The 14,132-nt window shown below is 64.1% G+C and carries 11 protein-coding genes; 7 read left to right on the top strand and 4 right to left on the bottom strand.

Annotated elements, in window-relative coordinates; translation table 11 throughout:
• Positions 1–34 precede the first annotated feature (34 nt).
• The 4 genes from metK to ACOYW5_RS13545 form a co-directional block, all read right to left on the bottom strand.
• Positions 35–1,297: a methionine adenosyltransferase gene (gene metK, locus ACOYW5_RS13560; RefSeq protein ID WP_423065420.1), complete on the bottom strand. Its 1,263-nt coding sequence runs from the start codon at positions 1,295–1,297 to the stop codon at positions 35–37.
• 132 nt (positions 1,298–1,429) lie between these two features.
• Positions 1,430–3,043 carry an apolipoprotein N-acyltransferase gene (lnt, locus tag ACOYW5_RS13555; RefSeq protein WP_423065419.1) on the bottom strand — a complete coding sequence of 538 codons (1,614 nt, stop codon included), beginning with the start codon at positions 3,041–3,043 and terminating at the stop codon, positions 1,430–1,432.
• A 378-nt stretch (positions 3,044–3,421) separates the two neighbouring features.
• Positions 3,422–4,624 (bottom strand): mandelate racemase/muconate lactonizing enzyme family protein, encoded by a 1,203-nt coding sequence (locus tag ACOYW5_RS13550; RefSeq protein WP_423065418.1) that lies wholly within the window; start codon positions 4,622–4,624, stop codon positions 3,422–3,424.
• Positions 4,625–4,763: 139 nt separating this feature from the next.
• Positions 4,764–5,468, bottom strand: a complete 705-nt coding sequence (locus ACOYW5_RS13545) for a GntR family transcriptional regulator (RefSeq protein ID WP_423065417.1) — start codon at positions 5,466–5,468, stop codon at positions 4,764–4,766.
• 237 nt (positions 5,469–5,705) lie between these two features.
• On the opposite strand from ACOYW5_RS13545, the gene ACOYW5_RS13540 reads away from it, so the two are divergent.
• The 7 genes from ACOYW5_RS13540 (at position 5,706) to ACOYW5_RS13510 (ending at position 14,115) form a co-directional block, all read left to right on the top strand.
• Entirely contained in the window at positions 5,706–7,196 is a 1,491-nt protein-coding gene (locus ACOYW5_RS13540; protein ID WP_423065416.1) for an extracellular solute-binding protein, read from the top strand.
• A gap of 133 nt (positions 7,197–7,329) precedes the next feature.
• The gene (locus ACOYW5_RS13535; RefSeq protein WP_423065415.1) at positions 7,330–8,289 is read left to right on the top strand and encodes a carbohydrate ABC transporter permease; all 960 of its coding nucleotides are present in this window, start codon (positions 7,330–7,332) and stop codon (positions 8,287–8,289) included.
• On the top strand, positions 8,286–9,164 hold the full coding sequence (locus ACOYW5_RS13530; protein ID WP_423065414.1) for a carbohydrate ABC transporter permease: 879 nt from the start codon (positions 8,286–8,288) through the stop codon (positions 9,162–9,164). The genes ACOYW5_RS13535 and ACOYW5_RS13530 overlap by 4 nt, the downstream gene beginning before the upstream one ends.
• Positions 9,165–9,182: 18 nt before the next feature.
• On the top strand, positions 9,183–10,277 hold the full coding sequence (locus ACOYW5_RS13525) for an ABC transporter ATP-binding protein (protein ID WP_423065413.1): 1,095 nt from the start codon (positions 9,183–9,185) through the stop codon (positions 10,275–10,277).
• 73 nt (positions 10,278–10,350) lie between these two features.
• Positions 10,351–11,706 (top strand): mandelate racemase/muconate lactonizing enzyme family protein, encoded by a 1,356-nt coding sequence (locus tag ACOYW5_RS13520; protein ID WP_423065412.1) that lies wholly within the window; start codon positions 10,351–10,353, stop codon positions 11,704–11,706.
• Positions 11,707–11,728: 22 nt separating this feature from the next.
• Complete coding sequence (manD, locus tag ACOYW5_RS13515; protein WP_423065411.1) at positions 11,729–12,940, top strand: D-mannonate dehydratase ManD; 1,212 nt, start codon at positions 11,729–11,731, stop codon at positions 12,938–12,940.
• 11 nt (positions 12,941–12,951) lie between these two features.
• A complete protein-coding gene (locus ACOYW5_RS13510) occupies positions 12,952–14,115 on the top strand; it encodes a mandelate racemase/muconate lactonizing enzyme family protein (protein ID WP_423065410.1) in 1,164 nt (387 codons plus the stop codon).
• The last annotated feature ends 17 nt before the right edge of the window (positions 14,116–14,132 follow it).

The following is a 14,132-nucleotide window of genomic DNA, read 5'->3' as shown; positions in this document are numbered from 1 at the left end:
GCCTGCAGTGGAGGTGGAACGGTGCAGTGGTGACTCAGGCCGCCTTCACCGCTGCCTTCAGGGCCGGCACCAGGTCCGTCTTTTCCCACGAGAAGCTGCCGTCGCGGCCGGGCTTGCGGCCGAAGTGGCCGTAAGCCGACGTCTTGGCGTAGATCGGCTTGTTGAGGTCGAGCTGGGTGCGGATGCCGCGCGGCGACAGGTCGAACACCTCGCCGAGCACGGTCTCAAGCTTGGCTTCATCCACCTTGCCCGTGCCGTGCAGGTCGACATAGATCGACAGCGGCTTCGCCACGCCGATGGCATAGCTGAGCTGGATCGTGGCGCGGTCGGCGAGACCGGCGGCGACGACGTTCTTCGCCAGGTAGCGCGCGGCATATGCGGCCGAGCGGTCGACCTTGGTCGGGTCCTTGCCCGAGAAGGCGCCGCCGCCATGCGGCGCCGCGCCACCATAGGTGTCGACGATGATCTTGCGGCCAGTAAGGCCGGCGTCGCCGTCGGGACCGCCGACGACGAACTTGCCGGTCGGATTGACGTGCCAGATGGTGTCCTTGGTGATCCACCCCTCGGGCAGGGCGGCGCGCACATAGGGATCGATGATCTTGCGCACATCCTCGGAGGTGAGCGATTCGTCGATATGCTGGGTGGAGACCACGATCTGGGTGACGCCAACCGGCTTGCCGCCCTCGTACTGAACCGTCACCTGGCTCTTGGCGTCGGGGCCGAGTTTTCGCGCCTGCGCGTCGCCATTCTTGCGCGCATAGTTCAGCGTCTCGAGGATTTTGTGGGCGTAGTAGATCGGGGCCGGCAGCAGTTCCGGCGTTTCGCGGCTGGCATAGCCGAACATGATGCCCTGGTCGCCCGCGCCGACGTCCTTGTTGCCCGATTCATCGACGCCCTGAGCGATATCGGCCGACTGGCCGTGCAGCAACACATCGATCCGGCAGGTCTTCCAGTGGAAGCCCGACTGCTCGTAGCCGATCGCCTTGATCGCCTTGCGGGCGGTCGATTTGAACTTGGCCGGATTGACCACCGGATGGCCGGCGGCATCGGTCAGCACCTTGCCGTCCTTGCCGCGCTTCAGCAGCGTCTCGGGCACCCGCACCTCGCCGGCGATGACGACGCGGTTGGTGGTGGCCAGCGTCTCGCAGGCGATACGCACCTTGGCCGGATCCATGCCGGCCTTCTTGGCTTCACGGAACACCAGGTCGACGATCTCGTCGCTGATCCGATCGCAAACCTTGTCCGGATGACCCTCCGAAACCGATTCCGAGGTGAAGAGGTAGGAAGACCGAGCCAAGGCGAAACCCCCTAAAACTGCTCAAAAAGTGCGAAATTCGCACTGTTGGGCGTTGTTCTGCCACCCGCGCAGGTCGCGGTCAAGACGATATAAAGGAAGCTTTATGTCTTGATGCGGCGCCGGACGCAAAAATCATGCGACCCGACGTGGCCGCCGCGACGCAATCAGCGAGCCGAGGATGCCGAGCCCGACCGCCACCCAGAACGGTAACTCGCCGACCCGGTTGAAGATCGTGCCGCCGGGAACGGGCTCGGACGGCACCACGTCGAGCACGCCGATCTGCTCCTCGGCCAGCTGCGCCGTGATGCGGCCGAGCGGATCGATGCTGAGCGTGACCCCGGTATTGGCCGCACGCAGCATCGGCAATCCGGTCTCCACCGCACGCAGGCGTGCATGCTGGGCATGCTGGGCCGGCCCGATCGAGCCCATGAACCAGGCGTCGTTGGTGACATTGAGAATGAACTGGGCCTTCGTCGGGTCCCCGATATCGCCCGGAAATACGGCCTCGTAGCAGACGAGTGCCAGGAACGGCGGCGTTCCGGGCGGCGTCATCAGCCGGTTGCCCCCGCCCGCTGCCCAGCCATTGGTGCCCGGCACGAACTGATTGATCCCGAACAGCCGCCAGAACGGCTGCCCCGGCAGATACTCGCCGAATGGCACGAGATGCGCTTTGTCGTAGCTCGCCACCACCTCACCATTGCTGTCGATGGCGAGGATGGAGTTGAAGCCCGGATTGTCGGGGATCGGCAGCCCGTCCTCGCCCAGGGGCTCGCGCGGCGCACCGGTGAGCAGCAGCGTCGTGTCGGGGAGCATGCGGGCGATCAGCGCGATGCCGTCCGGATAGTTGGTCAGAAAGAACGGAAACACCGATTCCGGCCAGACGAGATGTGTGATCCCGGGCAATCCCGGATCGGTCGGCGTCAGCTTGCTCTCCGACAGCTGGATCAACCGGTTGACGACGTCGCCGGGATTGGCGGCGGTCCAGTCGGCATGATCGAGGATCATCGGCTGCACCATCCGCACCTTCATGTCGGTGCGCTCGACGAGCGTGGTGTTGTTGATCCGCCAGTTGCCCCAGGCGACCTGGCCGGCAATCACGAGGATAGCGAGAAAGATCGGCACCAGCCGGCGCACGAGGTTGCGCTGATCGGCAGGCCAGATCAGCGCCGGCGTCATCGCGATCAGCGCGGCGATGAAGGTGAGCCCGTAGACCCCGACCGCCGAAGCGAGCTGCAGCATCTCATCATTGGCGGTGAGCGCATAGCCGAGGAGGTCGAACGGAAAGCCGGAGAAAAGGTGCCCGCGGCCCCATTCCGCCAGTGCGAGGAAGCTCGCCAGCGTCACGATACGAAACGCGCCCGCCGACCAGAAGAGGTGCGCCAGCGAGCTCCCGAGCCCCCAGAAGATCGAGAGGATCGCGGCGAGCCCCACAACGGCGAAGGGCATCAGGACGAGGAACAATCCGCCCTCCTCGAAGAACGCCGCCCCCAGCCAGTGCAACGCTAAGGTGAAGTAACCGAGCCCGAAGGCAAAGCCGATGCGGAAGGCCGGCCCGACAAGGCTGCGCCAGCCGCGCGTACGTTCGGCTCCGTCGAGCGCCCACACCCAGACGGGGAGCGCGAGGAACAGCGCCGGCAAGAGGAAGAACGGGGCCGCCGAGGCCGCGGCGATGGCCCCGGCGACAACGAGGATCAACCAACGCCGCCAGCCATGGCTCAACATCACGGTCTCGGCGAGCCAGGTCATGCGGCGCTCGAATCACTAAGCATGCCGCAAGGTCGCGGCGGTTGCGGACAGGGTCAAGGGACGAGCGGTTCAACTCGCCGCGCGCCGGGGCGCGGCCCGGCGGGCGCGGCAGCCTGCCGCAGCGATAAGCCGTACAGCACGGCGGCGCAGCCGGATGCGCTAGCCTTGGTCCCTTCGCTTACAGGAATTGAGGGATTCGCATGCCACAGCATCACAGCTGGGCGCCATTGCGCGTCCAGGCCTACGACGGCGAAACGCCGGAGCAGTTCGAACAGCGCCGCGACGAAATCCTCAGGATCGTCAATGCTTCCGTATGGGCCGATACGGCAAGGGCGAGGCGGAGCATCTCGAACGCCGCCTCGCGCATCTACGTGGCGATCAGTCGAAGAAGCCGGCGTCTTCCTCGCGGAGGTAACGCTTGGCCGCCTTGGCGTCGATGTCGAGCCCGAGACCCGGGCCGGGCAGCAGGTCGACATGACTGTTGGTGACGATCGGGCCGGACGGGAGGCCGGTGACGATCTCGTTCCAGAACGGATCGGAGGCCGACGGGTACTCGAAGGCGATATAGTTGGCTGGCAGCGTCGCGCAAACGTTGATCAGGGCGCCGAGGCCGAGGAGGCCATTGGCCGTGCCGTGCGGCGCCATCATGATCGAGTGCATGTAGGCGTGCTCGGCCACCCACTTGAGCTCGGCGATGCCGCCGATATCGGCCGGATCGGGACCGACGACCCGCACCGCCTGGGTCTCGATCAGCTCCTTGAAGTTGTGGCGCAGGTAGATCTGTTCGCCGGTGTGGATCGGCGTCGATGTCGAGGTGGTCAGCTCGCGGTAGGCCTGGGGATTCACCCACGGCACATAGTCGCCGGTCAGCATGTCCTCGAGCCAGGCGACATTGTACTTCTCGACCGCCTGCGCGAACTTGATCGCATCGGGCAGAAACCAGCCCGGGCCGCAGTCGAGTGCCAGTGCGACCTTGTCGCCCAGCGCTTCCTTCATGGCGATGACGCAGTCGAGCATGTAGTTGAAGCCGTGCTCGGAGATCTGGCCCTGGTCCATGGCGCCGTGATAGCCGGCCTTCTTCTGCTTGGGACCGAAGTGGAAGTCGTCGTAGGTGTCCTTCATCGACGAGTGGAAGCCGATGCCTTGCTTGACCATGAAGAACTTCTGCGGCTGCTCGGCCATCCACTTGACGTCGGCAGCGAAGTCCTCGGGGCTGTCGCCGGCGCGCGCCCGGCGGATCGAGCCGTTATAGACGCGCACCTTGTCGCGCACCTTGCCGCCCAGCAGCTTGTAGGCCGGCACGTTCGCGGCCTTGCCGGCGATATCCCACAGCGCATGTTCGATCGCCGAAACCGCGGCGCCATAGGGCTTGAACGAGCCGCGCTGGCGGATCTTCAGCATCACGCGCTCGACGTCCGTCGGATCCTCGCCGATCAGTGCCTCGCGGAAGTGCAGCACCCAGGGCTTCAGGTAGGGCTTGGTGTATTCGACTTCGCCCAGGCCATGGATGCCCTCGTCGGTGACGATACGGACGATCGGGTGCTTGCCGATGACGGCACAGCGCAGATCGGTGATCTTCATGTTTCTCCCTTCGGCCCCCGATGGGGCCTTCTCTAGCAATCAAGACCAATGTCCCGCCGCCGTGGGGAGCGGGGTGGCCGGCTTGACAAAATGAATGATGGCAATGGTGGACGCCGGGAGTTCTCCCTCCCCCGGCGCCCTAGATGTGTCTGGGTGCTGCCGCGTTCCTTTGCGCCACGCCCATGTGTTCGATGATGTGCCGCCCCGATCCTTCGACGTGCCGGGCGACGACTTTTGCGGCCCCTTCGGCGTCCTGCGCCCGGATGCATTCGATCAGTTCGCGATGCTCGCGCAGCACCGACACGCGGCGGCTGAGCGAGGTCGGGAACCGGCGCGAAATGGCACGCAGGATCTCGCGGTGCTTCCACCACAGCTCCGCCGCGTGCCGGTTGTAATGCCGGTCGTAGATGAACTGGTGGAACTTGGTGTCGAGCAGCCCGTGCTTGACCCTGTCGACGAAGTTGTTGGCCTCGAGCTCGGCCTGGATGGCCTCGAGTTCGACAATGTCGGCGTCGGTGGCGATCGTAACGAACCAGCGCGTCAGCGCCGCCTCGATCAGCATCTCGATCTCGATGATATCGCGCACGAAATCGGCGTCGATCGGCCTGACGCGGGCGCCGCGATTGGGCTCCATCAGGACGAATCCTTCGCCCCTGAGCTGCTGCAGCGCCTCGCGCACCGGATTGGTCGAGGTCTGATAGGCCTCGGCGAGCTCCGCGACCTTCAGACGCGCATTGGGCGTGAGCGTGCCCGAGATGATGTCCTCGCGGATCATCTCGTAAACGGATGCCTGCTGCTCGAGCGGCTCCTCGGGCCGTTCCGCGCTGTCGGTGACCTGGCTCATACTTTCTGTTTATGCACCTTTTTTGAGCAAGCCAAGCCCCGTTCGCACGCAAAATTGCCAAAAGAATGTATGATCTGGTCGATGTTGACATACAGGTCTTTGTCTGAAAATCTGCCATACCAGTTGGGGGTGAAGCTGGCGGAACAGCCGGCGCTCTCGTCTAGATCAGCGCGAGCTGTGGGCATTTTGCGTACGCGGGGTCGCCGCGGCGCGATCCGATTTGAGGAGGACGTTTTCATGCAGACCAATACCGGCCGGCGTTTGCTCGGCCTGACCGTGGCCGCGCTCAGCGCGGCGACCATGCTGACGACGGCGACGACCGCGTCCTACGCCCAGAGCGTGGACCTGTCGAAGTGGTCGCCGGAATATGTGAAGTCGATCGCCGGCACCAAGCAGTTCGACGCTGCCAAGGATTGCGGCGCAGTTGTGCCGAACGATTACACCGGCAGCGTCAGCTACTGGTACACCGGGCCGTTCGAAGCCGATCCGCAGATCGCGCACGATCAGGACAAGGCGTTCTGGGAAGCCTTCAAGGTCGCCTATCCGAACATCACTGTCGACGTGCAGTCGATCGTCTACAATGAGCTGCTCGACAAGTTCCGCACCTCGCTGCTCGGCAATTCGGCTCCGGCCGTCATCCGCCTGCAGATCCTGGGCGGCGTCGAGTTTGCTGCCAAGGGCTACCTGCAGCCGCTGAAGCCGGAAGACGTGGGCTATACCGCCGCCGATTTCTGGCCCGGCGCGCTCAAGTCGGTGACCTACGAAGGCACGACCTACGGTCTGCCGACCAACAACGAGACCATGGCGCTGATCTGGAACGCCAAGGTGTTCAAGGATGCCGGCCTCGATCCGGAAAGCCCGCCTGCTACCTGGGACGACGTGGTCGCCTATTCCAAGACCATCCACGACAAGCTGGGCATCCCGGGCTACGGCCTCGTGGCCAAGCAGAACGCCGGCAACACCCCGTTCCGCTTCATGCCGCAGATGTGGGCCTATGGCGGCGGCTCGCTCGATGAAGCCTCGGCCGAGCCGACCTACAAGGACGTCTGGATCAACAACGAGGGCTCGAAGAAGGCCCTGCAGGCGGCCTACCAGATGTACGCCGTCGACAAGTCGGTCCCGACTTCGGCGCTGACCAACACCCAGGGTGAGAACCAGGCGCCGTTCATCGCCGGCAAGCTTGGCATGATGATCGCCCACCCGGCCGAATACGCCAAGATGAACGACCTCGCTTCGAAGGCAACCGGCACGGACAAGGCCGTCGCCGACGAGGTGGTCGCCAACATGCGCTACGGCCTGATCCCGACCGGTCCCGACGGCAAGCGCGCCGTGGTGTTCGGCGGCTCGAACATCCACGTCGTCAAGCCCGAGTTCGTGCAGGGCGGCAAGGTGGACGAGCAGGCCGTCAAGGCACTGATCTGCTTCTGGGATAGCCCGGAATGGTCGACCAAGCTCGCCTGGGTCGGCTCCAACCCCGGCAACATCAATGGCTTCCTGACCGACGCCATGAAGGAACGCCTCGACACCATCAAGTTCCTCGATGTCACCACCTCGATGCTGCCAAACGGCATCCCGTTCCCGGTGATCCCGCAGGCTCCGGAAATCATGAACATCATCGTTCCGGACATGCTGCAGAACGCCCTCACCGGCAACATGACCGTCGACCAGGCGGCCGAGGATGCGGCGACGAAGGTGAAGGCCATCGTCGACGGCGGCGGCGGCATCTGATCGCTTCACTGCACCATCTCGGACCGGCGGCATCGCCGCCGGTCCTTTCATCTTCACCGGATCGCTCTCGGGAAAGGGTGCAAACCTTTCCGCCTCGAAGGCGCGGCCAATCAAGAACAGCAGGGTAGGCGCAGTGAGCACCGTTCAGGAACAACCCATCTTCCGCGACGTGCCCCAGCCCCGGCGCGTCGGCCTCCCCCAGAAGGTGTGGAACAGCCGGTTCGACTATCTCTATGTGGCGCCCGCGCTGATCGTCATGCTGATCGTCATCGGGTACCCGATCTACTACACGATCGAACTGAGCTTCTTCGACACGCCGGCGAGCCTCGCGCTCAGCGCCAAGAAGTTCAACGGTCTCGATAACTACGTCACGATCCTGACCAGTCCGGTATTCTGGAAGGTCACGTGGCAGACGGTCCTGTGGACCGTGCTCTCGACCTTCTTCGCCTTCATGCTCGGCCTTGGTGCGGCGCTTGCGCTGCACCGCGAATTCGCCGGCCGCGGCGTCCTGCGTGCGCTCCTCCTCATTCCGTGGGTGGTGAGCGCGGTGGCGGCCTCGTATGTGTGGAAGTGGCTCTATCACTCCGATTTCGGCGCCATCAGCGCCATGCTGGCCCAGGTCGGCCTGATCAGCGAGCCGATCAACTTCGTCGACAACACCAATACCTCGCTCTACGCCCTGATCGTCGTGAACGTGTGGAAGGAATTCTCCTTCGCCATGATCATGCTGATGGCTGGGCTGCAGACCGTGCCCGACACGCTGCTGCGTGCGGCGCAGGTCGATGGTGCGAGCCCCTGGCAGCGCTTCTGGCACGTCACCTTCCCGCACCTTCAGGGTGTATCGATGGTCACCCTGCTGCTGCTCGCAGTGCAGAATTTCAACTCCTTCATCATCCCCTGGATCATGACCGGCGGCGGCCCGGCGGGCTCGTCGGACATCTGGATCACCCACATCTACCAGCTCGCCTTCGGGCGGCAGCGCTGGGGCGTCGCCTCGGCCTATGCGGTGATCCTGTTCATCGTGATGATGGTGCTCGGCTACTTCTATGTCCGCGCATTGACCAAGGGCGACGACGCGAGGGCCGCCTCATGACCATGGAACTGAGTGCCGGCGCGGCCAAGCGCCGTGGAGCAGGTGGCTGGCGCTGGAGCGGGCGGATTTTCCTCGCCCTCCTCCTCGGCTTCACCGTGATGCCGATGATCTGGATGTTCATCACCTCGCTGAAGACGGGCTTTGCCGCGATGCAATACCCGCCCCAGTGGTGGCCGGCGTCCCCCACGCTCGAGAACTACTGGCGCCTGGTCGATCCCTCGGGCACCGTCGGCCGCGATTTCATCCAGTATTTCTGGAACAGCATGTGGGTCTCGACCCTCACTACCATCCTAGCGGTGATCGTGGCGGTGCCGGCAGCCTATGCCTTCTCGCGCTTCCGCTTTCCCGGCCGGAACTTCCTGTTCTTCGCCGTGCTGCTACGCAATATGTTCCCGGCGGTGGTTTTCCTCGTGCCGCTCTTCATCCTGATGAAGGCACTGGGCCTGGTAAACACGCACGGCTCGCTGATCCTCACCTACCTGACCTTCGGCCTGCCGCTCGCCATCTGGCTGCTCAAGGGCTTTTACGACAACATCCCGGTCCAGCTCGAACAGGCGGCCCGCATCGACGGCGCCACCCGTTTCCAGGCCTTCTTCCTGATCGTGATGCCGCTCTCGACCCCGGGCATCATTGCCACCTCGATCTACAGCTTCATCGGCGCGTGGAACGAATACATCTACGCCTACACCTTCCTCACCCGGCACGATCAGATGACCCTGCCGGTCGGCATCCAGCGCTTCTTCTCCGAGAACGCCACGGATTGGCCGGGGCTGATGGCGGCCACTTTCATGATGAGCATCCCCGTCGTGGTGCTGTTCCTCGTCCTGCAACGCTACTTCGTGCGCGCCCTGACCGAGGGCGCCGTGAAGCACTAACTCCCGAGGGATTTCTTCATGGCCCAGGTACTCCTCAAAGACGTGGTCAAGAATTACGGCGAAGTCTACGCCGTGAACCACGTGTCGCTGACCGTCGAGGACGGTGAGTTCGTGGCACTCGTCGGCCCCTCGGGCTGCGGCAAGACCACGACGCTCAATCTCGTTGCCGGACTCATCCCGATGTCGGGCGGCACCGTTAGCATCGGCGACCGCGACGTCACCGATCTCGATCCCAAGGACCGGGACATCGCGATGGTGTTCCAGAACTACGCGCTCTACCCGCAGAAGTCGGTCTACAAGAACCTCGCCTTCCCGTTGCAGATGCGGAAGATGAGCAAGGACGAGATCGACCGCCGCGTCCAGGCGGCTGCCAAGACCCTCGACATCACGCATCTGCTCGAGCGGAAGCCACGCGAACTCTCCGGCGGCCAGCAGCAGCGCGTCGCCCTTGGTCGCGCACTGGTGCGTGAGCCGCGCGCCTTCCTGATGGACGAGCCGCTGTCGAACCTCGACGCCAAGCTCCGCGTCCAGATGCGTTCCGAGATCAAGCGCTTCCACCAGGACCTCGGCGCCACCATCATCTATGTGACGCACGACCAGCTGGAAGCCGTCACCATGTCCGACAAGATGGCGGTGATGAACGGCGGGTTCCTGCAGCAATACGACAGCCCTTCTAACGTCTTCGCAAACCCGGTGAACATGTTTGTCGCGAGCTTTGTCGGTTCCCCGGCGATGAGCCTCGTGCCGCTGACGGCCCTGTCGAAGGGCACCGATGTCGTCCTCACCAGCCCCGAAGGCTGGGAGATGCCGCTCTCCGCCGCCAATGCCAGGAAGGCGCTCTCGGCCAAATCGAACAAGGTGGTGCTCGGCGGCCGGCACTCGACCATCAAGGTGCATAAGTCGCAGGTCCACGGCTCCGTCCCCGGCAAGGTCTACACCGTCGAGCCGACCGGCGACGTCACCTTCGCCCAGGTGTTCGTCTCGGGTGCCGTCGTCAACGTCAGTGTCGAACCGACTTTCCAGCTCCGCCCCGACGAGCCGGTGTTTCTCGAGTTCGACCAGGAGCGCATGCACCTGTTCGACGGCGAGACCGAGATGGCGCTCAGGATCTAGCGCATCGCCAGCCGAGTTTTCCCACGATCGGGCGGCCGGCAGCGACCGCCCTCCACTCCGAGGCCTATCCATAATGACTTCGAACACTGCCGAAGACGCCCTTAATCGCGTCAACACCAGCTCCAAGCCGTCCGATCTTCGCATCACCGACATCCGGGTCGCCGAGATCACCGGCGCACCGTTCCGCTCGGCCCTGCTGAAGATTTACACCAACCAGGGTATTGTCGGCCTCGGCGAAGTCCGCGACGGCGCCAGCGCCACCTATGCGCTGATGCTGAAGTCGCGCCTGCTTGGCGAGAACCCCTGCGACATTGATCGGCTATTCCGCCGCATCAAGCAGTTCGGCGGCCACGGCCGCCAGGGCGGGGGCGTATCGGCCGTTGAGATCGCGCTCTGGGATCTCGCCGGCAAGGCCTATGGCGTGCCGGTCTACCAGATGCTGGGCGGCAAGTTCCGCGACAGCGTCCGCTGCTATTGCGACACCGATGCCGACCGGCCGAGCGGCACCGAGATGGGCAAGCGCCTCAAGGAGCGCATGGACAAGGGCTTCACCTTCCTCAAGATGGACCTGGGCCTGATGGAAATTGCCCATATCCCGGGCGCCGTGGTCGGCCCTGCCGGCGTGCTCGACGCTTTCGGCAGCCACCCTGCGAGCATGGGCCCGCAGACCGCGGAGCAGCGTCACAAACGCAACCGCTCCTACGATGCGCAGAACGTCATGCACCCCTTCACGGGTCTCCACTTCTCCGAAAAGGGCCTCGACCTGCTCGAGCAGTACATCGCCGAAGTGCGCGATGTGATCGGGCCGGAGATCCCGCTCGCCATCGACCATCTCGGTCACATTTCGCTGCAGGACGGCATCCGTCTCGCTCAGCGCATCGAGAAGTACACCCCGGCCTGGCTCGAAGACGTGATCCCGTGGCAGCACACCGAGAACTATCGGCGCCTGCAGGAAGCCACTGCTGTGCCGATCTGCACCGGCGAGGACATCTATTTGAAGGAAGGCTTCGAGCCGCTGTTCAACGCCGGCATCTCGGTTATCCACCCCGACATCCTCACCACCGGCGGCATCCTCGAGACCAAGAAGATCGGCGACGCGGCGCAGGACCATGGCATCGCCATGGCCATCCACATGGCCGAAAGCCCGATCGCCGCGATCGCCGCCGCCCACATCGCCACCGCCACCGAGAACTTCCTCGCGCTCGAGTATCACTCGGTCGATGTGCCGTGGTGGAACGATATCGTCACTGGCTTCGATGGTCCGATCGTCAAGAACGGCTTCATCACCCTTTCCGACAAGCCCGGCCTCGGCATCGATGATCTCAACGATGAAGTGCTGATGCAGCACCTGCAGCCCGGCGTCACCGGCATCTGGCAGCCGACCGACCAGTGGGACGACGATATGTCCTGGGACCGCACCTGGTCCTGATCGAGCAACCGAGCCTCAAGAAATGAAGATCACAGAGATCAAGGTCATCGTCTGCTCGCCCGGGCGGAACTTCACCACGGTGAAGATCATCACCGACGAAGGCGTTTACGGCATCGGCGACGGCACGGTGAACGGCCGCGAGCTCGCGGTCGTCAGCTACCTGCAGGACCACATCGCGCCGACGCTGATCGGCAAGGATCCGCTCCGCACCGAGGACATCTGGCAGTATCTCTACAAGGGCGCCTACTGGCGCCGTGGTCCGATCACCATGGCGGCCATCGCCGCCATCGACATGGCGCTGTGGGATATCAAGGCCAAGGTCGCGGGCATGCCGCTCTACCAGCTGCTCGGTGGCCGGTCGCGCGACAAGGTGATGGTCTACAAGCATGTCGGCGGCCTCGATATTCCCGAGGTCGTCGAAGGTGTGCTGAAGCTAAAAGAGCAGGGCCTCGAGGCCATCCGCGCCCAGGTCTCGATCCCCGGCCTGCCGCCGATCTACGGCACCGGCCCCTCCACCGACCAGGCCGCCGGGGGCATGATCAAGCCAATGGTGACGGAGGAGGTCTGGGCCACCCACAAATACCTGCCGCTGGTGCCGAAACTGTTCGACAAGCTGCGCGACGCGGTCGGCTGGGACGTCCACCTCTTGCACGACGTTCACCACCGCCTGACCCCGATCGAGGCCGCCCGCCTCGGCAAGGATCTCGAACCCTATCGCCTGTTCTGGCTCGAGGACGCCATTCCCGCCGAGCTGCAGGAAGGCTTCCGCCTCATCCGCCAGCACACCACCCAGCCACTGGCCGTGGGCGAGGTGTTCAACTCGATCTACGATACGACGACACTGATTTCCGAGCAGCTGATCGACTACATCCGCGTCACCGCCGTGCACGCAGGCGGCGTCACCGGCATCAAGAAGATCTTCGACTACGCCTCGATCTATCATGTGAAGTCGGCCTGCCACGGCCCGATGGACATGTCGCCTGCCACCATGGGCGCCAACATCCATGTCGACACCGCGATCTCGAACTTCGGCATCCAGGAGTTCACCGGCTACACCAAGGAGACCTACGACGTCTTCAAGTGCGACTGGCGCTACGACCGCGGCTATCTCTATCCCAACGAGACGCCCGGGCACGGCACCGACATCGATGAAGATCTCGCCGCCAAATATCCCTACCAAGCCGCCTACCTGCCGGTCGCCCGGCTCGAAGACGGCTCCATGACCAGCTGGTAAGAGACCCGCAAGTGAAGATCACCGACATCAAGCCGTTCCCCGTCTGGGTCGGCCACCGCAACCAGCTGATTGTCAAGGTCGAGACCGACGAAGGCATTTTCGGCTGGGGCGAAAGCGGGCTCTCGGGCCGCGAGAAGGCCGTCGTGGGCGCCCTCGAGCATTTTCGCGAGTGGCTGATCGGCAAGGACCCGTTCAAGATCGGTGCGATCTGGCAGGAACTCTACCGCAGCCAGTATTTCGAGGGCGGCCGCGTCCTCACTGCTGCGCAGTCGGCTCTCGACATCGCGCTGCACGACATCAAGGGCAAGGCGCTGGGTGTCCCGGTCTACGAACTGCTCGGTGGCAAGCACCGCGAGGTGATCCCGACCTTTGCCTCGACCGGCGCCATCACCGAAGACGGCAACGAGACCATCGAGCAGGCCAAGGCGCTGATTGCCCGTGGCTGGAACACCATCCGCTTCTTCCCCGCCGCCTGGGGTGGCGAGGACAATATCTTCGAGCCGCGCGAGAGTGTCGGCAAGACTGCAAAATTCCTCCGGCGCGCCCGCGAGGAGCTCGGCGAGGACGTGGTGCTCGGCATCGACTACCACCACCGCCTGTCCGTCGCCGAGACGGCGAGCTTCTGCCAGAAGATGCCGTCCGGCACACTCGATTTCCTCGAGGAGCCGATCCGCGACGAGACACCCGAGGCCTACGAGTCGCTGCGCACCCTTACCGACGTGCCCTTCGCCATCGGCGAGGAATTTGCATCGAAGTGGCAGTTCCTGCCCTACATCGAGCGCGGCATCCACCAGTACAACCGGCTGGATCTCTGCAATGTCGGCGGCTTCACGGAGGCGATGAAGGTCGCCGGCTGGTCGGAGGCGCATTATGTCGATCTGATGCCGCACAATCCGCTTGGGCCGATCTGCACCGCGGCGACCATCCACTTCTCGGCGGCCACGGCGAATTTCTTCGCCCTCGAGGTCCGCGCCAACGCCACCGACCTCTATGCAGGCACGCCCACAGCGGAACTGTTCCCGCAGATGCCGGCGCTCGACGGCGCAGTGTTCCCCGTGCCCAACGGCCCGGGGCTCGGCATCGAGGTCAACGAAGCCGCACTCACGGCAAAAAGCTTCAAGTTCTGGGAGGCGCCCCATCTTAAGCGCCGCGACGGTTCGGTCACCAACTGGTAGGCCCACATCTCATTTGG

The sequence above is a fragment of the Devosia sp. CN2-171 genome (assembly GCF_049354815.1).
Lineage (GTDB): Bacteria > Pseudomonadota > Alphaproteobacteria > Rhizobiales > Devosiaceae > Devosia_A.
This window is presented reverse-complemented; position numbering and strand designations above follow the sequence as displayed.